Here is a 24,070-nt window from a genome sequence, read left to right as displayed (position 1 = left end):
ATTAATGTTTTACGTATTCTAAACTTTCTTTTGCGATATACGCTTCAGTTACAGTAGGATTATCTGAAATAACTTTAACCCATGCTTTTCCATTTATTATTTCTTCACCAGTAACTGTGACAACTGCATTTGTATTTAAACGATACAGTCGCTCATTTGATATACTAGGATTCTTTTTCACTTCCACATTATTCATCACACGTGCAAGTTTATACTTGTTGTATTCTTTTTTACCTAAATAAGAATCAAAACGATTCATATGCCCAGCTACTTTTTTACCCCAGTTCGCATCAGATGCATATTTCGCATTTAAACCAGCAGCTTTATCACCTGTATATGTTGCTGTGTAACGCCAATGTCCTGGATTTAAATATCCTTCATTCATGTATACTTTTGCTGCATGTTCAATACAATCTTCTTTTGAATTAAATGCTTCTCCATTACCATATGGACTATCGTCTGTTGCTTTTAAACCAAATAAATTATTTTTGTCTTTTGCAAGAGCGCTTGTTCCATAGTAACTCTCATGAATTGCTAATGAATATAAGAATAATGCATTTACATTATACTTACTTTCTACTTCTTTAAATTTCTTTCCTAAACCAATTAATGGAGAGTCTGGCTTAATCGATTTCACATAACTATCTAGTTGTTCAGCTGTATAATCTGTTTTCGAACGTAATGATAAATAATTGAAATATTGATAGAAAGTTTCGTCTCCAAATGTCTTTCCATCTACACTATACATTTGCTGTCCTTGCTTCATGAAAGAAGGTGCCACACCATATCTAAATTCTGTATATCCAGGTGAACTTGTATTATATGTATAATATTTATGGTATAAATATCCATCTGATTTCACATAATAAGACGACTGTTTCATTTCATTTGTAGGAATTAAATTGATTTCATTCTTCTTCACATAGCCCGTTAAATCAGAAAGTTGAACTTTCACACGATCTTCGCCAACTTCTAACACTTTCAATTCTGTTCCATACTGAATATACGTATATACTGCTGACAATTTCTCATCATAAATATTAATGATGTTTTGCCCAGTTATTCTCTTCGCACTTGCAAAACCATCTTTAATCCATAAAAATTCATTCTCGTATTTTACCGCATTAATACCTTTATTTTGAGCAGCCGTAACCGCTTCTTTATACGTACTATAGCGCTCTACTTCTTGCTCTGTTCCGTTTTCTCTTACATTTGTCACGACATATTTCTTAGTTTCTACAGGATTGTCATTTCCATTTTTTTCAATCGTCTGAAGCATGCGATCCAACATAGCTGAAGCCATACCTCTTGTAGCTGATAAATGTGGTCTAAATGTATTATCTTCTGGATACCCTTTAATAATTTGAGTAGCCACCATAACTTGTACATGCTCTTTATAGTTAATACTATCTTTATCAGTAAAGGTAAGCGGACTTACAGCTATTTTAATATTTTTATAGTCTAACGCTCGCTTTACCATTATCGACATTTCTTCACGTGTAATCACATCATTTGGTGAGAACGTCTCGTTAGTACGACCATTAATAATTTTCGCTCCATATGCTCTACTTACACCATCATATAAACCGTAAGTCTTCGGCACATCCTCGAAATTCGAATCAGCTTTCGGTAAATCTAAAGCCCTTGCTATGAATGTAGCAAACTCTGCTCTTGTTACTAATTTATCAGGCGCATATACATTCTCACCATACCCCATTAAAACTCCTTTAGTAATAAGTGAACGCATATGAGTCTCAAACATATGTCCTGTAATATCATCGTTTGCCGCATAACTTGAAATAGGAGTTAAAAGTAATGATCCCGTTAACGCCACTGCTGTTATACCTTTTGAAAAAGTCTTCACGGTTGTCCTCCTCGTAATCTACGAATTTATTATCACAAATTTGATTATATAATAATCACAATCAAATTAGCATAATAAATAGAAATTAACATAAAACGTTTTTATAATTAGAATTTTCGTTAAATTCCACACAAAAAAAGACACTTTACTTTTTTAATAAAGTGTCTTTTTCCATATAATCAATGAGTTTCTTTGTTGCCTGTTCGCCTTGCAAGCAAAGCTCATCTATTGTCAATTGTAACTCTTGCTGCACAGTTCCTTGTTGCATTAATTGCTTTTTCGCAATTTCATATAAATACTCAGCACTCCATTCGCCATCCACACTTCCTATAACTGGCTGATTCACTTGACTTAAAAACGAATCAATTTTTGGATCGTACGAAATCCCGACCATTGGAGTTTTGGCTACAGCAGAAAAAACAAGTGCATGAAGACGCATACCAATTAATAGTGAACATTGTGATAAAATGAATATTTTCTCGTCAATATCCATTTTATATGGAAGCATATAGGTCTCTTCTCCCATTAAATCTACTACTTCACGTGAAGCTTTTTGATCAAATGGCTCATGCATTGGAACAAATAAAATTTGGTATCCTTCTTGCTTTAATTTTTTTAATGCCATAGCTAATTTTTTTATATAATCTTCTTTTGCATTCCAATAACGCACACTAACCGCGATTACTTTTCCATGTATCGAATGCTTTTGTAACCAATCCGATTGTTTTGTCCGTTTCCATGTTAAAACAGGATCTGGAACAATTTCAATATCATTTTTTATGCCAAGTCCTTTTAAATATAAAAACGAATCCTCATCTCGAACGGATACATAGGAAGCTTTTGACAAGTTCCATTTTACTAATAGACGATTATATCCTTTTGTAATTGGCCCTATTCCTTGTGAATAAATATAATATGGCTTTTTTAATAATCGAGCGAGTCCCATAATACCCGTATAATATAAAATACTCTTCGTACTTGTCTGATCTTGAAGAAGGCTCCCGCCACCGCTAATAACTCCATCACTGTTTTTTATCGCATGATAAACAGCTTTTATATCCCAACGATCTACCGATTCTACACCATACATTTCCTTTGTATATTTAGAATCATTTGATAGTACTACTAGTTCTATATCCGGGTTCTCTTTACTTAACGATTCAATAATTGATTGTAAAATCGCTTCGTCTCCAACATTATAAAAACCATAATATCCTGATAAAACTAAACGCACCCTAAATCTCCTCCAAAACTAGGTAACCGTTTATTTCATCTCGCATAAACTGGTAACCATTCCTTACCTAAACACTCGATACCCTACATCGTTTCCTCTTTATCAGCTCATATAAATTTTAATAAAAAATTAAATTTATATATTTATCTTTTCAAAAATGGTATTTTTTTTATTGCTATCCATTTTAATTTCAAAGCACATACACCATACAAAATAGTTGCAATACTTAATGCTATACCACTGAATAATAACGTCATAATTCTTGAAGATGTAACATCTATCATATTACATAGTTCATACAATCCTAGTCCCAAAACACATGCTATTGCTAGCACACCAAAAAAGCTTTTTACATGAATAGAATAGGCAATATAGCTTCGAATATACAAATGATTTACAATACAAATCAATACGTAAGTAATTAATGTACTATACGCTGCTCCATCTATGCCAAACTTCTGTACTAACATAATGTTTAACACCACTTTCACACAACTTGCGCCGATAACAATCCATGCAGCTTGTTCAGAACGATTAATCCCCTGTAAAACACCTATTGATAATACCATAACCGCAGTAAAATACGAACTGCCAATCATAACTGTTAACATACTACTGCCTTTTATGTCTGTGAACAATCCGACATTTAAAGGTACTGTTAATGCCATCAACCATATTGTTAATGGTGCTGTCAAAACATGCGCTAGTCGATTTGTATTTTGAATTGTTATTTTCGCCAAATTTATATCTCTTTTGGCCAATGCGGAAGTTAAGAGTGGTATTAACGGAAATACAATTGCACTTGCAAAAATAACAATTATTTGCGTAAATGCAAAACCTCGACTGTATATTCCAAATTGTTCTTGAATTTCTGTTGATGATCCTTGTAATACATGCGGTATTGTAAGCGAGTCTACTAAATTTAAAAGTGGCATTGATAAAGCTCCGATAGCAATCGGAATCGATACCCGTAATATCTTTTTCCCGTTTTCTCTTAAATCTCGGAGCGAATAGGAATTGCTTTTATTGTAGTATGGACTTCTATTATATTTTATACGCAAATATATAAGCGAACTAATGGCTCCAAGAAAAGATCCAACCATCGCACCACTAGTAATAACAGTATTACTCTTATCCCATGATACTAGTATGTAAGCAATTATTAACATAAAAAGCACACGTACAAATTGCTCAATGACTTGCGATATTCCTGTTGGTTTCATATCACCGAAACCTTGAAAATACCCTCTATAAACCGCCATGTATGGCGCAATGAGTAATGCTAATGAAGTAATAAGCAACGGCATTCTAGTTTCTTGTCCACCAAGCATATTTGCAATTTCAATAGAAAATAATGCAATGACTAAACATCCGAAAACGCCAAATGCTATCCCTATAATTGACGCTGATGTAAATAATTTCGCAATTTCTTTTTGCTTATTTTTTTCGTTCAACTCTGCAATTAGTTTCGAAATCGCAAGTGGAACTCCGGCTACCGATAATGTAAGAGCAATCATATATACAGGAAAAACGAGTCGGAAAATACCGAGCACTTCATCCCCTGCAATATTTTGTAATGGAATTTGAAAAAAACTACCAAGCAATTTCGACAAAAAAGTTGTAATTGTTAAAATTGCTGCTCCTTTTACAAACTTTTTATTCATATTTTTTCTCTTTTCTTTTATACATATACTCTCAAACATATTGTTTTAAACGATAGGGATTCATTTTACCCCATTGGTTATCATAACAAATTTATTATAGGTTGAATACTTGGTTTTTTTTTCAAAATAGAAAAGAGAATCAGTTTACGCCTATCTCTTCATAATTCAATTTCTAATTCCTTCCATTATATATATACACATTATAACCTTTTTTGTTACTCAAAAGAGCTCTTCTTCTCTATCACTGCGATACATATTACTAAAAACATTATAAGAATATCCCACAACTCTACATTATAATTTATGTAAGATTGTGAGATATTCTAATTACCATCTAAACACTTAAGATTTTCAATTGTTCTTTCTGTTCATCGTTCGCCATTACTACAATTGTTTTTTCAATACTCGGATGTACTTGCTCAAGCTTTACACTTGCCCCTGCTTTATTTGATTGCTCAACAAAATTTAATAATGCCATAGCTCCTGATACATCCATATAACGCACATCTTTCATACGTAAAACAACCGGCGACTTCACATCTTGTAAAGTAGAGAAAATACGATCTACTGATAGAAAAGAGAGCGGCCCTTGAATCGTGTACATTTCTTCTCTTTCTTTTACGATAGAAGTTTTACGTTCTTTACATTTCACCATATATATAATGAAAGAAAGAATAATACCGAATGCAACAGCAATCATTAAATCGAACTTCACTGTGACAATCATCGTTACGAACATAACAACGACATCACCTTTAGGAGCGACATGCATCTTTTTCATACTTTCCCAGTCGAACATTCCAATACCAGTTAAAATTAAAATACCTGATAATACAGCAAGCGGAATGTATTGTACGACCGAACCAAGCCCCATAATAAAAATAAATAATATAACACTATGCATACATGCCGAAAGTGCTGTTTTACCACCACTTCTTATATTCACGATAGACCTTACAGTTGCACCTGCTCCTGCTAATCCGCCGAACAAACCGCTCGCAATATTACCAATACCTTGTCCGATTAACTCTTTATTACTTTTATGACGTGTCCCCGTCACATTATCCATTACGACAGACGTTAATAATGAGTCAATTGATCCTAGTAAAGCAATACTAAGTGCTGGTAATACAAGTGCTAACATGCCATTTGCGTCTAAAGCCGGTACGTGAAGAGATGGCATCGCCTCTGGAATTGCACCAATCTTTTCAATCATCTTATTTAAAGAAAGAGTTCCTACAACTGGTAAGTTTACTGTAATTCCTTGTAGCATAGAAGAAAATAACGGCAACGTTACTGTAACACCTACTAATGCTACTAAACTTGATGGAATGGCCTTAATCCATTTTCCAGAAACAATCATTACAATGATCGTTAATAACACAAGTAGAAAGCTATTTTGTACGTGCTTCATTTCACCTAAAATAATAATCAGTGCAATTCCGTTCATAAATCCTGAAACAACAGGATACGGAATATAACGAACGTAAGAGCCGAGCTTACATACACCAAATAAGATTTGAAATAACCCTGCCATCATAAATGCAATAAAACTTGCTTCTAATCCGTGAGTTGCAATAACGCCTGTTGCAATAACTGTAATCGGCCCAGTAGGACCCGTTACTTGCCCCGGTGTACCGCCAAATAACGCCGCAAACAAACCTGCAAAAATCGCACCATACAATCCGGCCAGCGCTCCCTCAGACGTTCCCGTTGCGGCAATACCAAATGCAATTGCTAGCGGCAAAGCAACAATCGCAACAGTAAACCCTGCTAAACATTCCTTTGCTATTTTTTGAAACATATAAATAACCACCTTTGTATAAAGTCCACATTCCATTGTACATCTAAAACAAATCATTAGTTAGCGTATTTATAAAAAACTCTTTACAGTCTCGTGAAGTAAACGTCTACATTGATAAATAGCCTTCCCAAGTCAAACTAAAAAACAGCAATATGACGAATCTACCTTTGGAAACAAACTTGACTATGCTATAATGAACAAATTAAATCTTTTACTATATACTTGGAGGCACTATGCTAACTTTTGAAGAAAAATTATCAATTATTGAATCTTTCCCGGAATTAGAAAGAAAGAACGTATCATTAAAACGCGTAAACTTTCACTTTGAAGAAAGTCGTTTAGATAAAAAGAACGTTGTATATCATTTACACCCAAATGGAAACGGATTTGTATATGCAAACTTCATTAAAGGTTATAAAACAGATGATAAAGGTATGATTAACATCCGTGAGTTTTCAGAAGAAGAACTGCGTTCATTAATTGAAAAAGTAATTGAACGTCTATCACAGGAGCAAGAGGAAATTGTAGCACCAATGGAACCTGCTGTCGAAGAGGAATGGCGTAACGAAGATGGTCATATTCTTACTCTTATCTCAGAGGATGACATGTGGAATGTTTACGCTGGCGTAAACTTAGACGGTACATTCAACTCTTATCCAGAAGCTGCCGAATACCTTGATGAAGAAGGTTTCTCACGTAAATAATACGTTCCTTACTACTCATGAGGCCGTCCCAATTTTTTTGGGACGGCCTTCTTTTTATTAATAGGTAGGCTATCATTGTCGTATTTTGTATTTAAGTCGCTATAATGAGAGTTAAGCTTTCGGACAGTCCCATCCCTAAATTCATGGAATCAAAACTTCTTATTCTCACTATCCCCTATAAAAATTTGAATTTGACAACTATAAGACTCCGTATTAAAAAAATCATTAACTAACTCTACTTCAATAAAACTCTCCACTTCTATATTGTTTTCTTTTATATATTTAATTATATTATTTCTACGTTCTTCTTCATTTTCTTTACTATACGCTAATGTTACATATTTCCCGCCCGGTAATACTTTTATATTTTGCATCTCTTCCATATGTACATGATCTTGTACTTTATTAAAAACATACTTTGGTTCTACATCCCACTTTTCATTGACATTGTATAGAATACCCATTTCCATTGACATTTTCTCTTCATAATCTTGAATAAGTTTCTCTAAATCAGAATAATACAGTAACTCTTGTAAACTCCCCACTTCTTTACAAGGCGCCACAATGACATAACGCTGTTCAAAGAACTGAATACACACTTCATCATTTTTTAATATTTCCTGTGAACTCCCTACTTTTTCATTTAAGTCATCAATCGTTTCAATTACCTCTTTCATTTTCTTTATATGTTCTTCCGCTTCCGCCCTCTTTAATTGTAAAAATTGCAGCAATTTATCCGTATCACATTCCTTAAAGATCTCTTGAAGTTCTACTATACTGGTGTTCAACTCTCTACAGCTTTTTATAATATCAATGTGAATGAATTGATCTATAGAATAATATCTATATCCTGTTGATTCATCAATATGTTTCGGAATAAGAATCCCCATCTTATGATAGTACCTTAACGCTTTTATCGTTATATCCTTTATTTTTGCAACTTCTCCAATAGAAAATATTTTTTTCATTTGAATCTCTTCCCTCATATTTTTTCTCACACAACCATTAACTCTCCCCTTAGAGGAGACCTTACTATTTATAATAAGTCATTTATATTGATAAAGGGAGTATACAATTATGAACACAGTAAAATATAGAAGTCTTGTTAAGGAAGACTATGAGCCTATAAAACATTTAATTGGTGAGGCATTTGGATTTAATGAATTCATTACAGATAAAAAATTTTTAAATTCACTATTAAACTTCTACCTACACAGTTGCATTTTAGGAAGTTCCTTTAGTACGGTAGCTGAAAAAGATAATAAAATTATCGGTGTCATTTTAGGCGATTCCGAAAAAGATAAAAACCGTTTAAAGAGATTCCATAATACTGTTAGCTTTGCCTTTAACACGCTGAAACTATTCATGACTAATAAAGAGAATAGAGGGTTTTTAAAAGCATTTATAAAAGTTCAAAAAACATATAAAGAACTAATTCAAGGAAAAGAAGATCATTTTCAAGGCTGTATACAATTATTCATCGTATCCGAAGAATCTAGAGTTCTTGGAGTTGGGAAATCTTTATTAAATCATTTATTCCAATACATGACAAAAGAAGATGTTACATCTTTATATTTATATACAGATAATGAATGCAACTATGGATTTTATGACAAACAAAACTTCCAACGTATACAAGAAAAAGCAGTTAATTTCGGACCAAAAGAAGAAGATTTCAACATATTTTTATACCGATATGACTTTAACTAATAGCAACATTTACACTTCGACGCTCTTTGCTAATTAGCAAAGAGCTATATTAAGTATGATATCACTCGCGAATGGTTATCAAAAAATCACACTAGCTTAAATCCTCCAGCCAAACTCTTCTACTACTATTGTTTCAGTTCGATTAGTGCGAAAAAGAGGAAGATATGTAACAACTTCAATGTAAAAAGGAGCGCACAACATGGAATGGATTCACGAATTATTTCAGCAATATGGGTATTATGTAGTACTTGTTGGGTTACTTTTAGAATATATTGCTCTTCCGTTTCCCGGAGAGCCGACATTAGCCTATGCAGGATTTTTATCACATCAAGGTGATTTAAGTTTACCAATTTTAATTATTTTATCTTTTATTGGGACAAGCGTAGGTATGACATTCCAATACTTTTTAGGAAATAAACTCGGCATGCCTTTCATTCAAAAGTACGGGAAATATGTATTTTTAACAGAACGGAAAATTAATTTAACGAAAATGTGGTTTGATAAATACGGATATTTTCTAATCTTTATCGCCTTTTTCATTCCAGGCGTTCGCCACTTTACAGGATACTTTGCAGGAATTATCAACTTACCGTTTCGCCGCTTTGCGATGACAATTTATTCAGGCGCCCTATTTTGGGTATCCTTCTTCTTAATCGGTGGTTACTGGTTAGGGGAAAACTTAGAAGATATATTCATGGTACTTGAACAACACATTTGGAAAATTATCTTCGGTATTATTATCATTACGCTAATCACCCGATTTCGCAAAAAAATAAAGCATGTGTTTATAAAAAATCTAAATTAAAACGAGCAGCATGTTATTAAAATCATTCATCCATAAGTATTATCCAGCTTAGCTGATTACACAAATAATAAAGTGAAACTTTAATCAGTAGGGGTTTTGTGCATCCTCCACTGATTATTAGCCCTCACCAATCGGGCATTTACGGGCAGTAAGGCTCCCACTTAGCTGTTCACAAAAATAATAAAAAGCGGAGACCCATAGTCTCCGCTTTTTCACATACATTTTGTTTCCGAACTAACTCTCACCATTAATTTTTTTTGCGTCTAAACAATCTTGCTCCCAAAATTAATGCGAACATACCTGCAAAAATAGAAGTAGATTCAGTTGATGCTCCCCCTGTTTGAGGAAGTAATTTTGATTGCTTATTATTTTCTTTACTAGATGGTACTTCTACTTTATCTTGTACCTCTTGTTTATTTGATACTTCCAGTTGCTCTTTTACCTCTTGTTTTTCTAACACATTTGCTTCTTCTTTCACCTTTGGTGTTTCCGGTTTTAATGACTCTTCTATTTCTTTTGTTGTTTCTTCTTTATTTTCTTCTTGTTCTGGTGTTACTAAAATTTCCGGTTTCTCTGTTACCTCTGGCTTCTCTAACACATTTGGTCCCTCTGTCACCTTTAGTGTTTCCGGTTTTAATGACTCTTCTATTTCTTTTGTTGTTTCTTCTTCAATCTTTTCTTCTTGTTCTGGTGTTACTAAGATTTCCGGTTTTTCTGTTATCTCTGGTTTTTCTAGCACATTTGGTTCTTCTGTTACCTTTGGTGTTTCCGGTTTTAATGACTCTTCTATTTCTTCTGTTGTTTCTTCTTCAATCTTTTCTTCTTCTTCTTCTGGTTTCACCCAGATTTCCGGTTTATCTGTAACTTCTGGCTTCTCTAGTTCGTTCGGCCCCTCTGTTACCTTTGGCTCTTCCGGCTTTTCTTCTTTTAACTCTTCTGTTGTTTCTTCTTCAACTTTCTCTTCTTCTGGTTTCACCCAGATTTCCGGCTTTTCTTTCTCCTCTGGATTCTCAAGAACATTCGATTCTTCTGTCACCTTTGGTTCTTCCGGTTTTGCTGAGTGTTCCAGTTCTTCTGTCGTTTCTACTTCCCCTTGCTCTTCTACTTCTGTTGCTTCATGCATCTTTATATTCGTAATATTATATCCGTTAACTTTCGATTGATATCCCGATACAGGTTGTTCTTTCACTTCATACTTATAAGCTTTTCCATCATTATCAACTGCTGGTAACTTTTCAAACTCATATTTCCAATCATTTGCTCCAGTAACTGCTTTCGTTGCAATGACTTTACCATTTTGCAGTAAATCTACTTTAATTGTTTCCGGACGATCTTTTACTTTGTCGCCTTCCCACGTTTTCGTTCCTGCAATAGATGTAGTTTTCAACTTATTTGGAACCATAAGTTTTATTCCAGTTACATCATCCTTCTTAATTGTAAAAGGGATTTTCGTTTGCGGATCAAACTCTACATAGTTCGGTGCTGAAATTTCTTGTACATAGTAATTACCTGGAGAAAGGTTTGGCGCTTCAACTATTCCGTCTTGATTTGTTGTATAGGAATCACCGATTTGCTGACCTGACTCTGTGTACAATTTAAAAGAAACACCTGGGATAACTTTCCCTTCGTTTCCTTCAATATGCTTAACAATTTGCAGCGTTCCTTTTGCAGGTAACTTCCCTTCAACTTCGCCATCGAATGCTATATTTTCAACCTTTACACTATTAGATTCAGAAGTAGGCTTCTCATATAAGATTTGATAATTAAGTTTATAGTCATTCTGTAAATGTTTTAACTTTTTCCCGGCATCAGTAATCGTTGATGTATAGGCAACAGTAAATGAATTAGCATTCCCCATATGTCTATAAATCACGACTTCAAATGAATTATCACTAGCAAATGTAATATATCCATAACCTCGCTCTTGAAATTGTTTAAGAGACAAAGATTCTTTATTACTAATATTAATAGTAAAGCTGTCTTTATTAAGCATTTGACCTTCTTGTAATGTATCTTTCAAAACGATATTGTCATGTAAATATTGTTTCTTCAAATTTATATTTAGAAACCAGCGTACTTCATTACTTTTATCTGGCTGAATATCACCAGATTTATAGAAAAAGTACCCAGGCTCTTGCCCCTCACTTTTTGGGTGAGTAATGCTTACCGTTTGTTTTTCTAAACTTGTTCCTAAATTCGTTTGTACATCTTTCGTTGTTCCAACTTCTACATTAGTACCTTGAACAGTAAAACTAAACTTCCCTCTAATATCTTCAAGCTGCTCTACTGTATCATTAAACGTACAGACCACATTATTTTTATTAATCTGGCAAGTACCAAAAACGCGCCCTTTTTCATCCTTTAAGGGAATCGTTCCACTATATCCATTTAATTCTGGAGGAAGTGCTAACGTTAATGTATCCCCAGACTTCATCTTCTTTCCGGGTTTTTCACTAAAGTTTACATGTATGCTAGTCTTGTCCCCGTAATTTAATTTTGTTTTTTCAAATGCAAAACTATCAACAAATCCTGTTGTGTTTAATTCTTGAGCATGACTTATAATAGGCATAAAAACTTGTCCAATAATAACAGTAAAAATAAAACAAATCACAGATATTCTTTTTAAATATGTACTCATAAACCCTCCATCTTTGATTACTTCATTTTTCTACCCTAAACCACACTTTAAAATAAAGATTATTTGCAGCATCAAACTATCTTTACTTATCAATGAAAGATAAACAACTTAAAGCATTCATACTTTAACTCGATTTCTCTTTTGGGCAGCCAACAATAAATATTAGTCCTTATAAAAATGCATTACAAGACTGTTCATCCACTCGTCGATTTGTTACTATTATAGTAGTAACCAAAATGCACCGAATGACTGTTTTATTCATATGGTCATCTGATGATTGATTATCTTTCTTCTTCAAATATACTCCACCACATTCTCCTCTAATAACTTTATTCCACTCACACTAAAAATGTTATTTCAATATCTATCAAATCTATCTCCTAATTTCAACATACCCTTATTTAAAGAGATTAATATACATTTAAAATCAAAATACAATAGCAAAAAATATTTTTATATAACAATACAAACTGTTTATAAATAGAAGATACATACTTCTTTTAATCATTATCAAAAAAACAAGGCTACCTTTCCTTATTAAGAAAGATAGCCTTATTTGTATAGACAACCGCTCTACCGCCTAGTTTTTCGCGCCTTTCAACGACTCTCTCAGCACAAATTTTTGTAATTTCCCACTCGCATTACGCGGAAGTTCATCTACAAATAAGTAATGACGCGGACGTTTATAGTCTGCTAATTCATCACTTTCTTTACAATACGTTTCTAAATCTGCTTCTGAAATATTTTCATCTTTCTTTACAACGACCGCAACTACGCGCTCTCCCCATAGTTCATCTGGCTCACCAAGTACCGCAACATCTAATACACCAGGGTGACTATGAAGGAAATCTTCAATTTCGCGAGGATAAATATTTACGCCACCGCTAATTACCATATCATCAACGCGGTCTGCAACGAATAAATAACCGTCTTTATCGAAGTAGCCTAAATCACCAGAATGATACCAGCCTTTATACATCGATTTTGCATTTGCTTCTTCTCGATTATGATAACCAGCCATCATAGTTGGACCGCGCAAAATAATTTCGCCTACCTCATAAGGAGGTAACGTATCATCTGGCTCTGCCGGTGCATCTTCGTTCGGTTTGACGATTCGAATTTCATGGCTAAAGCACGGTGTTCCTGCTGAGCCAGCTTTCGTAATCTGATCCTCTTCTACAAGAAACGCAACAACTGGTCCCATTTCTGTCATTCCGTAAATTTGAACAAGATCAATATAAAGACGTTCTTTACATTCCTTCACTAGCGCTGGAGCCATTGCAGCCCCGCCATATACACCGATCTTCATCGAAGTTAAATCATACTCGGCTAGATCTTTTTGCAATAACATATTCCACATCGTCGGTGCAGCAAAAAACGTCGTAATCTTCTCTTCTTGAATCGTATGTAATACTGTTTCCGTATCAAAATGATGTAAAATAACATTCTTTCCGCCCACTTGAATGCGTGGTATGATTCCAGCGTTTAACTCGCCGCAGTGATATAAAGGCGCTACCACAAGTCCGGCGCTATCCCTGTTATATTTTATGAAATACGTACAAATCATACTATGCTCAGCCATATCACGATGGCGATGTAGTACGCCTTTCGGATGACCAGTCGTACCACTCGTATAAAGCATAGAGCAATAATCCATTTCATCGACTACAATATCTACTTTTTCAGCTGATGCTTCATTTACTTTTTCATGGTAGGAACTAGCATAAGAAGGTGCATCGTCTTCTACATACCAAAAAGACGAATTTGGAAAATCTCGTTCAATCATAGTAACTGTTGATTCGACTGCTTTTTCAAAGACAACTACTTTCGAGGCTGCATCTTGGAGGATATACGATAATTCTTTTGCTTTTAAGCGGAAATTAATCGGATTAAAAATCGCCCCAATTTTGGCACATGCTAAGTAAACGTTTACAAATTCACGACAGTTATATAAGTAAACAGATACACAATCTCCCTTTCTTACTCCTTCTTTCAATAGAGCTTGCGCCGTTTTATTTATTTGCTCATCCCACTGTTTATATGTCCAGCGAATATTTTTTTCTGGCTCTACTAACGCCTCTTTATTCGGATACTTGCCAACTGCCAAATCAAAAATTCTCCCTATCGTCATGTACATGCCAACAATTTCCCCCTTTTCTCTTTCATAAATCTATCATTTCGTCTATAAGTAGACATTGTCCTTTAATAATCCGACTAATTTTTCTGATTATTATCGACATAGTTTTACAAACCTTGGCCCTTAACGGTAAATGAAATTATATTGGCGATTTTTCGTATATATCAACCGCAACTCAATTTATATCAGCGATTTTTAAAATATATCGATTTACCGACAAAAGCGGACAACAATAGCCCCCTATCTTAAAAAAAGGCTATCCCAAAATTGGGACAACCTTCTTCTCCTTAAACGAATAGCTCTTCTAAAATTTTCAGTTTATCTTCTGTATATTTCACGAAGCCATCGTTATATGATTTTGGATCTTTCGGATTTGCAAAGTGTGTAATTGCTCCTGTTTGTGGGTGAACAAATTTACTTGATGCCCCGCAACCAAGTCCGATAATCGATTGTACTTCTTCCATAATAACAATATTATAGATACTTTCTTGCGTCGGTATTGCATACCCAACGTTTTCTAAGTTACCTAAAATATTTTTTTGACGATATAAATAGTATGGTACGTAATTGTGGTTCTTCGTCCACTCTTCCGCCTCATGCATCATCGCAGTAATTTCTTCGCGACCTGCTACTTTATATTTACGTTTATTTTGCGTCATCTCAGAAGCACGTTTAAATGATAACGTATGAACTGTTAACGATTCTGGCATTAACTTTTCTGTTTCATCTAACGTATGCTTAAAGATGTCTAATCCTTCACCAGGAAGACCAATAATTAAATCCATATTAATATTGTTCATTCCCATTTCACGTGCTAAATGATACTTCTCAATTGTTTCTTCTACAGTGTGATGACGTCCAATTGCTTTTAGTGTCTCTTGATGGTATGACTGCGGATTAATACTAATACGGTCAATATTCCATTTATTTAACACTTCTAGCTTCGCTGGTGTAATCGTATCTGGGCGACCTGCCTCAACTGTTACTTCACGTACATCTTTCACATCAGGGAACGCTTCGTACATTTCTTCATACAGCATATCCATCTCTTCTGCTGTAATACTCGTCGGTGTACCGCCGCCGTAATAAATCGTCGTAACTGTAACACCTTTTTCTTTTAAAAACTTACCAATTTCACGAACTTCATAATGTAACCCGCCTAAGAACGAATCAACTGACCCTTGGCGTCCGTTAATTGCATAAGCCGGGAACGTACAGTACGCACATTTTGTAGGACAAAACGGAATACCGATGTAAATACTTACTTCTTCTTTCAAACGGTATAAATCTGGAATAACCGCTAATTGGCAATCAACGATACGCTGAAGAAGCTCAATTTTTTCTTCATGAATTAAATAACTTTCACGAAGTTCTTTATGTGCTTCTTCTTTTGACATACCATTTTGAAGCAGTTTGTGAAGAAGTTTCGTTGGGCGTACCCCAGTTAATATTCCCCAGCTCTGTTCAAGTCCAGTTAGCTGTTGAAGTACAGAAAGATATACATAAGAAACAACATGTTTCACTTGCTTCATACGTTCTTTTTCTTCTGTGAAAGCAGATAAATCTTTAGAGAATGTTTCTTCATATACATTTCCAGTCGCAACATCTGTTAAACGAGCCGATGCTGTCACATTACCTTCTATCTGTATATCAACGATAAGATTTGCTTCTTCTTGCTCAAACCCTATCTTGCTCTCTTCAAAAAATAAGCCGCCAATATTTTGCAGCGGACGTAAAAAACGATCATCTTGTAACGTTTTAATTGAAATTAACAACATTATCACCTTTTCATTTACAAACTCCCTTTAGTTTACTTGAAGGGCGTTTACAGGTCAATACAGAAGGTTTTACCTGTTTCTCTTACATTTTCAAATAAATCTTTTTATGAATATCCCTCATGTGTATAGACATCATGATTTTCTCTTGTTAAAATTTATTAGTGTTAGATTGATACATAGTGAAAATACAATATAAAAAGGAGGAATGTTAACACTAGATTCAATAATCTAATGTGTTAAAAACAAATATGAAAAAGAAATTTTATAGTGTTTTAACTCTCTCTCTTGCATTACAAACTGTTCTTGCACCTACTTATTCATTTGCAGAGAGTGCTGAAAAATCCGCCGAAGTATATACGGAGGATCAAGTTTTTAAAAGTATCAAAGAGCATGTGAAAGAGCATAGTACTCATGAAGAAGATATCGAGGTTACTGGCCAATTCCTACTATACACATCAAAAAAACATTCATTATATACCGCGAATGATTTAAAAAACAAATCGAATATCGAGATTACAGAACAAGTCGTAACGGCGACAAGGAAAAAAGGAAATGCTTACTACATAACGACACCAACTGGTGCTGGATGGATAGATAACAATGATAATAGCTTAGAAGTTCAAGAGATTCATAAACTATCTAACCAAAAATTAATCGTAAAAGAAGAAGCTTCCATACATGCACTTCCGTTCCAAACGTTTAAAGAAGAAGGGAAACTACAGCCACAAGTCATTACTCCTACTGAACAAGCGGGAAATTGGTTTAAAGTCCAAATAAATGAAACATCAAAATGGATTTATGCACCTTCTGCTACATTTGAAGGTACAAAAGCTTCATTATTAAAAAACGGTCGTTCTGCTAAAAGTAGTTTATTGAGAGCTCCAGATGCTCTACAAACAAACAATATTTATGGCGTTACATTTAAAGAAATGATTGTCCCAAAAGGAAATGACGATATTCGCCCTGGCTACCCGATGGTCCCTAAATATATTACGATTCACGAAACGGCTAATCCAGCGAAAGGTGCCAATGCTCTAAATCACGCAAAATTCTTAGATAGTCAAGCACGCGGAACAGCTGATCGCGCCGCATCTTGGCATTTCACAGTAGATGATAAAGAAATTTATCAACATCTTCCAGTAAATGAAGTTGGATGGCATGCTGGAAATAAAACTGGAAACTATGAATCTATCGGAATTGAAATTGCCGTTAATGAAGATGGAAACTATGAAAAAGCGGTAGAAAATGCCCGTAAATTGGCAGCTTATTTAATGAACGAATTAAATATTTCTCTAGATAAGGTCCAAAAACACCAATTTTGGTCAGGAAAAAATTGCCCTGCGTATATGATTCAACGCGGACAATGGGATGCTTTCTTAAAAGGAACTGAAACATACTATAAGGAAAACCGAAAAGATCCAGTAACTGATGACATTACAGGTGGATGGTATGAACAAGACATTCGTCAATTAGCAGCTAGAGGCATTATGCAAGGAGAAGGGAACGGCAAGTACTTCCCAGAACGTCTTGTAACGCGTGCTGAATTTGCTACATTAATTACTCGTGCTTTACAATTACCAAGTGGAAATGCTAATTTCACAGACTTAGAACAAGTACATCCATCTTTAAGAGACGGTATTAATCGTGCAGCAAGCGCAGGCATAATCCGCGGACGTGGTGATAATACCTTTGATCCAAATACTACAATTACACGCGAAGAAGCTGTTATTATGATTGACCGTTCTCTAAAACACGCTGGTATTTTCGCAAAACCAGTTGAACTACCATTCGTAGACCAAAACTTAATTTACGCTAAAGAAGAAGTACAAAGAGTGTATGGATATGGAATTGTAAAAGGTAATGAATTTAATCAATTCGTACCAAAAGGACCATCACAACGTGCTCACGCAGCTGCATTTATAAACAGAATGCTTAACGTGATTGAAGCTTAAACACGAAAAAAAACGTAGCGTTTTAGCTACGTTTTTTTCATCTTTCTTCAAGAGCTTTTTTCACCTTATTTCTTCTATATAAAATAAAAAGGCATAAGAGATAACCTTTTCTCTTATGCCTTTTATAAATCTATTAACTATTTTTAATCATAAATCTTAAACGTATTCCTAATAGCACAAGAATTACACCTATAAATGGAAGGTAATTCGTATTATGCCCTGTAGCTGGAAGTTTTTGATTATTAGAACCTCCTTGTTCTTTTTCTGGTAAGTTAGGCTTTTCTGTTCCTTCACCTGGTTTTTCTGTTCCTTCGCCTGGTGTTTCTGTCTCTCCACCTGGTGTTTCTGTCTCTCCACCTGGTGTTCCTGTTTCCCCACCTGGTTTTTCTGTTCCTTCACCTGGTTTTTCCGGACCTTTGCCTGTTTCTTTTTCATTGGTAATTTGAAGCTTTATAACTTCTACTTTCTCATTAGAAATCGTAAATTCAATTCCCTTATCGGATAAATTATATCCTTCTGGAGCCTGGACTTCTTTTAAAACGTAATCTCCTGGTTCCAGTTTCTTCGAAGTTGCTTTACCATTTTTATCTGATATTAATGTGTCTATCTTCATTCCATCTTTCAGAATTTCAAACACTGCACCTTCTAATTTTTTATCTGTATCATTAGCATCTATCTTTGTAATTTCTACTTGACCTGTGATTTTTTCTTTCACTTTTTCATTCAATACTTCTTGCTTCACTACTTCATTTGCTACAACATTTACTTCTACTATAACTTCTATCGCTTTGTAGCCTTCTGGCGCTTTTGTTTCTTCTAACGTGTACTTTCCTGGCACTACGTTTTCGAATGTCACAACACCATCTTTATTTGTTGTCTTCGCCTCTCCAACCACTTGACCAGTTTCGTTTTTCAGTCTAAATTCCGCGCCTTCTAGAACTTTTCCACTCTCTGCATCCCTTTTTATTACTTGTAAGCTTCCTAGTTCTTTTGCATTTTCTACTTGTACTTGTACTACTTTGTTTGCTTCCACAACAATTTCAATTTCTTCTTTTAATAATGTATATCCTTGTGGTGCTTTCGTTTCTTTTAATTTGTATTTTCCTGGTTCTAATTTCTTAGAGATTACTTTACCTGTTTTATCTGTTTGTAACGTCTCTACTTTCTTACCATCTTTATACACTTCAAATTCTGCGTCTGATAAAAGCTTCGTTTTATCGTTTGCATCTACTTTTATGATTTCAAATTGACCCGTAACGTTTTCTTTCACTTTTTCATTCAATACTTCTTGTTTTACTACTTCATTTGCTACAACATTTACTTCCACTTTTAATTCTACCGCTTTGTAGCCTTCCGGCGCTTTCGTTTCTTCTAACGTGTACTTACCTGGCACTACGTTTTCGAATGTCACAACACCATCTTTATTCGTTGTTTTCGCTTCTCCAACTACTTGACCAGTTTCGTTTTTTAGTCTGAATTCCGCGCCTTCTAGAACTTTTCCACTCTCTGCATCCTTTTTGATTACTTGTAAGCTTCCTAGTTCTTTCGCATTTTCAACCGGTACTTCAACTACTTTGTTTGCTTCCACAACGACTTCAAGTTCTTCTTTTAACAACTTATATCCTTGTGGTGCTTTCGTTTCTTTTAATGTGTATTTTCCTGGTTCTAATTTTCTAGAGATGACTTTACCTGTTTTATCTGTTTGTAACGTCTCTACTTTCTTACCATCTTTATACACTTCAAACTCTGCGTCTGATAAAAGCTTCGTTTTATCGTTCGCATCTACTTTTATGATTTCAAATTGACCAAGGCTCTTACTATTCGTTACTTCTACATCAACAACTTTTTCACCGTCTACTGTTACATGAATTACTTGTTTTGTTAACTCATAACCTTCTGGTGCTTTTGTTTCTTCTAACGTATATTCACCTGGCACTAGTCCGTCTACTTTAACAGTTCCAGACTCATCTGTTGTAATTCCTTCTTTTACAACATATCCTTTAGCATCTTTCAATGTAAATTCTGCGCCTGCTAAACGTTTCGCTTGATCTTTATCATCCGTCTTAATAATTTGTAGAGAACCTAAGACTTTTTCGTTTTCTGCCTCTATTTTTAATATTTCGTTCTCATTTTGAATTGTTACTTTCCATTCTTTATTAGAAAGTTTATAGCCCGCTGGTGCTTTCGTCTCTTTCACTGTGTATTCACCTAATGGTAATTGCGGTGACATCGCTTTTCCACTCTCATCAGTTTTCAACTCTGCTACCTTTTTACCATCTTTATACACAGTAAATTCTGCATTTGATAATACTTTCGTTTTATCATTCGCATCTACTTTTACGATTTCAAATTGACCCAGAACTTTTTCATTCATTACTTCCTGTTTTGCTACTTCATTTGCTACAACATTTACTTCCACTTTTAATTCTACCGCTTTGTAGCCTTCCGGCGCTTTCGTTTCTTCTAACGTGTACTTACCTGGCACTAAGTTTTCGAATGTCACAACACCATCTTTATTCGTTGTTTTCGCTTCTCCAACTACTTGACCAGTTTCGTTTTTCAGTCTGAATTCCGCGCCTTCTAGAACTTTTCCACTCTCTGCATCCTTTTTGATTACTTGTAAGCTTCCTAGTTCTTTCGCATTTTCTACTTGTACTTGTACTACTTTGTTTGCTTCCACAACGACTTCAATTTCTTCTTTTAGTAATTTATATCCTTGTGGTGCTTTCGTTTCTTTTAATGTGTATTTTCCTGGTTCTAATTTCTTAGAGATTACTTTACCTGTTTTATCTGTTCGTAATGTATCTATTTTTTCACCATCTTTATACACTTCAAACTCTGCGTCCGATAATAGCTTCGTTTTATCATTCGCATCTACTTTTACGATTTCAAATTGACCTGTTACTTTTTCAACGATCTTTTTATTCAACACATCTACAGTAACTACTTTATTAACCTCTACATCAACACGAACTGAGCTAGATGATAGTTCATAACCTTTTGGTGCTTCAACTTCTTTTAATGTATATGTTCCAACTGGAAGTTGTTTCGATAAAGCTTCACCTTTACCATCTGTAATAATGGTTTCGACAACTTTCCCATCTTTATCTATAACATCAAATTTTGCACCTGGTAGAAGTTGACCAGATTCACTATCTTTTTTCAATAATTTAAATTGGCCATTCTCTATTTTTTTCGTATTCTTCATAACAATTTCAATTACGTTTGTACTATCAATTGTTACTTTTACTGGTGTATCAACTTTTATATATCCTTCTGGTGCACTTATTTCTTTTACAAAATAGTCACCAAGTGGTAAATCCTTGACTTCAGCAATACCCTTTTCATTCGTTGTAACAGTAGCCACAACATTATTATCTTTGTCTATAACATCAAATTTTGCATCTTTTAAAACAATGTTTTCATCGTTTTCATCGACCTTTTTAATTTGTAAATTTCCTTTTTCAGCTACTGGCTTATTCCACTTTGGCCAATTAAATTTAAAGTTATGAACCTCAAATCCATCTCTTTGGTGTAATCCTCCAACATAGGCTTGTCCGTTAATAGAACCACCTTTTGTCTCTACAACAGCATTAGGCGCAAACACACTACCTACTACACCATAACCTTTAGTTGTTATCTTTGTAGCATTAGGGAACACCCAAATGACTTTACTAGCTAACTCAGTAAAAAAGGAATTAGGGTCATATGGTTGAGATGTATTAACTAATGTGAACCCTCCCTTATCTGTTGTATCATACAAAATTGCACCGCCACCAAAATTCACTTCTTCTGCATCTGAATAAATAACAATAAAGTCTTTATTATCTACATTCGGAAGAAAAACGTCTTTTACATCAAATGTTTTCTTTCCATTTTGGCCTGAAGAAACGTAAATATTAGGGTTATTTACATCTTCACCGATCCCAAAGGTCATATTTGCTTTTGGTTTATCAGTATGTAATTGACTCGCATCTCCAATTACACCATCAACGTCTTTTCTAAATTCTTTAAACTTAGCATCAATCTCTGCTTGCTCTTTATAAGAGATGCGGTCATATGATGATTTCATTACTCCTTCTGGGTCACCATCTTTTGTCATTGCCACTGTTCCATCTTGGATAATTACTTGTCCTGTTCCCGCTTTCGTAAATTGACCACCTAGTAATAATGATGGATATCCTTCATCTACCCATGTTGCTCCAGCTAAGTTGTTCGCTCCAGTTGCAGCCGCTACGACTGTATAACTTGATGCATTCATATTCTTTTGAATAGCCATTGCACCCTCAATATCCGCACTCGTTGCACTATGATTTCCAAAAATGATGGCGTTGTAATAAGATACATCACCTAAACCTTTTAATTCTGTTGTAGCTGCCTCTGCTTTAAATGGTAAATGGATTAAAAAATTCATACATATTAGTAATACAACTATAAAACTACTACTTATTTTTTTTACTTTTTGATTAAATGATTTCCTCAAGAAATTCATTCCCCCTTTTAAACTTCCTAAAACCAGAAAAAGAAGCACATTTCATATGTACCAAGTCTTACTCACCTTATCTTAAAATAATCCATTTAAATAAAACAAAGAAACTCTACAACTAATTAATAAAATTACTACAATTCATTTTTGAAATAATACGTGAACTAAACTATCATGCGGAAATGTTTTTACGTACGGGAGCCCAATAAAATTAATCTGAAGAATATTTCATGTGGTGTAACTATTTTGGCAACATCATCCACTTTACAGCAATTTTCTAAATGATTCAAGTTAATTGTATGAATTTCAGACACAATTCATCTTGTGGAACGCTTTCATTTTTAAAATAAAACCGGCAAAAAACGTAGCCCAAAAGCTACGTTTTCCTTTTATCGTTTCGGTGTATGTTTATGATTCTTTAAAAAAGGAAGCGGGAATTGCTTACGAAAATGCTCTTTAATCATATACTCTACGCCGTTCTCAGTATTAGAACGTGTAATCCAGTCCGCCGCTTGCTTTAATTCTACAGGAGCGTTCCCCATTGCTACCCCGAGCCCAACATTTTCAATTACCTCTAAGTCTTCTATGCTATCTCCAATCGCAACCATTTCACTAAGGTTAATATTTAAATGCTCCCCAAGTAATTGTAAACCACGTAGTTTTGATATATTTTGAGGGAGAATTTCTATACGTCTCTCATCACACTCGACGTACTCTACATCTTGAAATGCCTTTCTTAACGTATTCATCCCTCTTTCTCTTTCACCTTTCGTATGGAAAACAATATCAATTTTTGGTGCAGCTACTGGATGATCACGCAGTGCATCACCTAGCGAATCTACAAATTGAACCGGATAAAATAACGGATCTGCGCTTGATAATACAGTACGCGCAATTAAGTTTGGTGTATTTCTCTCACGATTCCCAATTGAATATCGTTCATGAGAAATGCGAACATTACAATCAAAATGCTCTAACACTTGCACGATATTAAAGGTTTTCTCTTCAGACAATCTCCTTTGAGCGAACGGTTTATCTAACGATGCTGAAACGAAAGCTCCACCGTGTGTAACTAATATAGAATCTAATTTTAACGCCTTCGCTATTTTATGAGCAGATTGAAAATTGCGACTCGTAAACAATGTAACGTATACATCTTTTCTTTTCACAAATTCAATTGTCTCTCGTAATCCTTTGGCAATTTTTCCGTTGTTGTATAGTAGTGTCCCATCTATATTAAGAGCTAGTAAGCGATAAATCATGTCGCACTCCCCCTCTTCGCTGTTGTACTCTA

Annotated in this window: 14 protein-coding genes; 4 read left to right on the top strand and 10 right to left on the bottom strand. The window is 34.6% G+C overall.

Going from position 1 to position 24,070, the window contains the following annotated elements:
• Nucleotide 1: 1 nt before the first annotated feature.
• From ACFVQC_RS09410 to ACFVQC_RS09395, 4 genes are all read right to left on the bottom strand, one after another.
• Nucleotides 2–1,864, bottom strand: a complete 1,863-nt coding sequence (locus ACFVQC_RS09410) for an S-layer homology domain-containing protein (RefSeq protein WP_377893482.1) — start codon at nucleotides 1,862–1,864, stop codon at nucleotides 2–4.
• 145 nt (nucleotides 1,865–2,009) lie between these two features.
• Nucleotides 2,010–3,098 carry a polysaccharide pyruvyl transferase CsaB gene (gene csaB / locus ACFVQC_RS09405; RefSeq protein ID WP_002150264.1) on the bottom strand — a complete coding sequence of 363 codons (1,089 nt, stop codon included), beginning with the start codon at nucleotides 3,096–3,098 and terminating at the stop codon, nucleotides 2,010–2,012.
• Between the two features lie 143 nt (nucleotides 3,099–3,241).
• The gene (locus ACFVQC_RS09400; protein ID WP_377891391.1) at nucleotides 3,242–4,762 is read right to left on the bottom strand and encodes a putative polysaccharide biosynthesis protein; all 1,521 of its coding nucleotides are present in this window, start codon (nucleotides 4,760–4,762) and stop codon (nucleotides 3,242–3,244) included.
• Nucleotides 4,763–5,096: 334 nt separating this feature from the next.
• Nucleotides 5,097–6,566, bottom strand: a complete 1,470-nt coding sequence (locus ACFVQC_RS09395; RefSeq protein WP_377891389.1) for a SulP family inorganic anion transporter — start codon at nucleotides 6,564–6,566, stop codon at nucleotides 5,097–5,099.
• Between the two features lie 233 nt (nucleotides 6,567–6,799).
• Here ACFVQC_RS09395 and ACFVQC_RS09390 point away from each other — a divergent pair, with 233 nt between their 5' ends.
• Nucleotides 6,800–7,270, top strand: a complete 471-nt coding sequence (locus ACFVQC_RS09390; protein WP_377898209.1) for a hypothetical protein — start codon at nucleotides 6,800–6,802, stop codon at nucleotides 7,268–7,270.
• Between the two features lie 149 nt (nucleotides 7,271–7,419).
• Here ACFVQC_RS09390 and ACFVQC_RS09385 read toward each other — a convergent pair whose 3' ends face one another.
• Complete coding sequence (locus ACFVQC_RS09385) at nucleotides 7,420–8,268, bottom strand: MerR family transcriptional regulator (protein WP_377898208.1); 849 nt, start codon at nucleotides 8,266–8,268, stop codon at nucleotides 7,420–7,422.
• A 79-nt stretch (nucleotides 8,269–8,347) separates the two neighbouring features.
• On the opposite strand from ACFVQC_RS09385, the gene ACFVQC_RS09380 reads away from it, so the two are divergent.
• Nucleotides 8,348–8,980, top strand: a complete 633-nt coding sequence (locus tag ACFVQC_RS09380) for a GNAT family N-acetyltransferase (protein WP_377898207.1) — start codon at nucleotides 8,348–8,350, stop codon at nucleotides 8,978–8,980.
• A 199-nt stretch (nucleotides 8,981–9,179) separates the two neighbouring features.
• Nucleotides 9,180–9,785 (top strand): DedA family protein, encoded by a 606-nt coding sequence (locus ACFVQC_RS09375; protein ID WP_377891383.1) that lies wholly within the window; start codon nucleotides 9,180–9,182, stop codon nucleotides 9,783–9,785.
• Nucleotides 9,786–10,032: 247 nt separating this feature from the next.
• Here ACFVQC_RS09375 and ACFVQC_RS09370 read toward each other — a convergent pair whose 3' ends face one another.
• The 3 genes from ACFVQC_RS09370 to ACFVQC_RS09360 all read right to left on the bottom strand — a co-directional run bounded on the left by ACFVQC_RS09370 (nucleotide 10,033) and on the right by ACFVQC_RS09360 (nucleotide 16,338).
• Nucleotides 10,033–12,423 (bottom strand): Cna B-type domain-containing protein, encoded by a 2,391-nt coding sequence (locus tag ACFVQC_RS09370; RefSeq protein WP_377898206.1) that lies wholly within the window; start codon nucleotides 12,421–12,423, stop codon nucleotides 10,033–10,035.
• 580 nt (nucleotides 12,424–13,003) lie between these two features.
• Entirely contained in the window at nucleotides 13,004–14,560 is a 1,557-nt protein-coding gene (locus ACFVQC_RS09365; RefSeq protein WP_377891379.1) for a fatty acid--CoA ligase, read from the bottom strand.
• A gap of 287 nt (nucleotides 14,561–14,847) precedes the next feature.
• Nucleotides 14,848–16,338 (bottom strand): coproporphyrinogen III oxidase, encoded by a 1,491-nt coding sequence (locus ACFVQC_RS09360; RefSeq protein ID WP_002150280.1) that lies wholly within the window; start codon nucleotides 16,336–16,338, stop codon nucleotides 14,848–14,850.
• Between the two features lie 248 nt (nucleotides 16,339–16,586).
• On the opposite strand from ACFVQC_RS09360, the gene ACFVQC_RS09355 reads away from it, so the two are divergent.
• Nucleotides 16,587–18,290 carry an S-layer homology domain-containing protein gene (locus ACFVQC_RS09355; RefSeq protein WP_377898205.1) on the top strand — a complete coding sequence of 568 codons (1,704 nt, stop codon included), beginning with the start codon at nucleotides 16,587–16,589 and terminating at the stop codon, nucleotides 18,288–18,290.
• A 133-nt stretch (nucleotides 18,291–18,423) separates the two neighbouring features.
• On the opposite strand, the gene ACFVQC_RS09350 is transcribed toward ACFVQC_RS09355, so the two are convergent.
• Together ACFVQC_RS09350 and ACFVQC_RS09345 are read right to left on the bottom strand one after the other, a co-directional pair.
• A complete protein-coding gene (locus tag ACFVQC_RS09350; RefSeq protein WP_377898204.1) occupies nucleotides 18,424–22,773 on the bottom strand; it encodes a SpaA isopeptide-forming pilin-related protein in 4,350 nt (1,449 codons plus the stop codon).
• Nucleotides 22,774–23,165: 392 nt separating this feature from the next.
• Nucleotides 23,166–24,038: a Cof-type HAD-IIB family hydrolase gene (locus ACFVQC_RS09345; protein WP_377898203.1), complete on the bottom strand. Its 873-nt coding sequence runs from the start codon at nucleotides 24,036–24,038 to the stop codon at nucleotides 23,166–23,168.
• Nucleotides 24,039–24,070 lie beyond the last annotated feature (32 nt).

The sequence above is a fragment of the Bacillus sp. NPDC057893 genome (assembly GCF_042796455.1).
Lineage (GTDB): Bacteria > Bacillota > Bacilli > Bacillales > Bacillaceae_G > Bacillus_A.
Note: the sequence above shows the minus strand (reverse complement) of the source record. Positions and strands in the feature narration are given on the sequence as shown.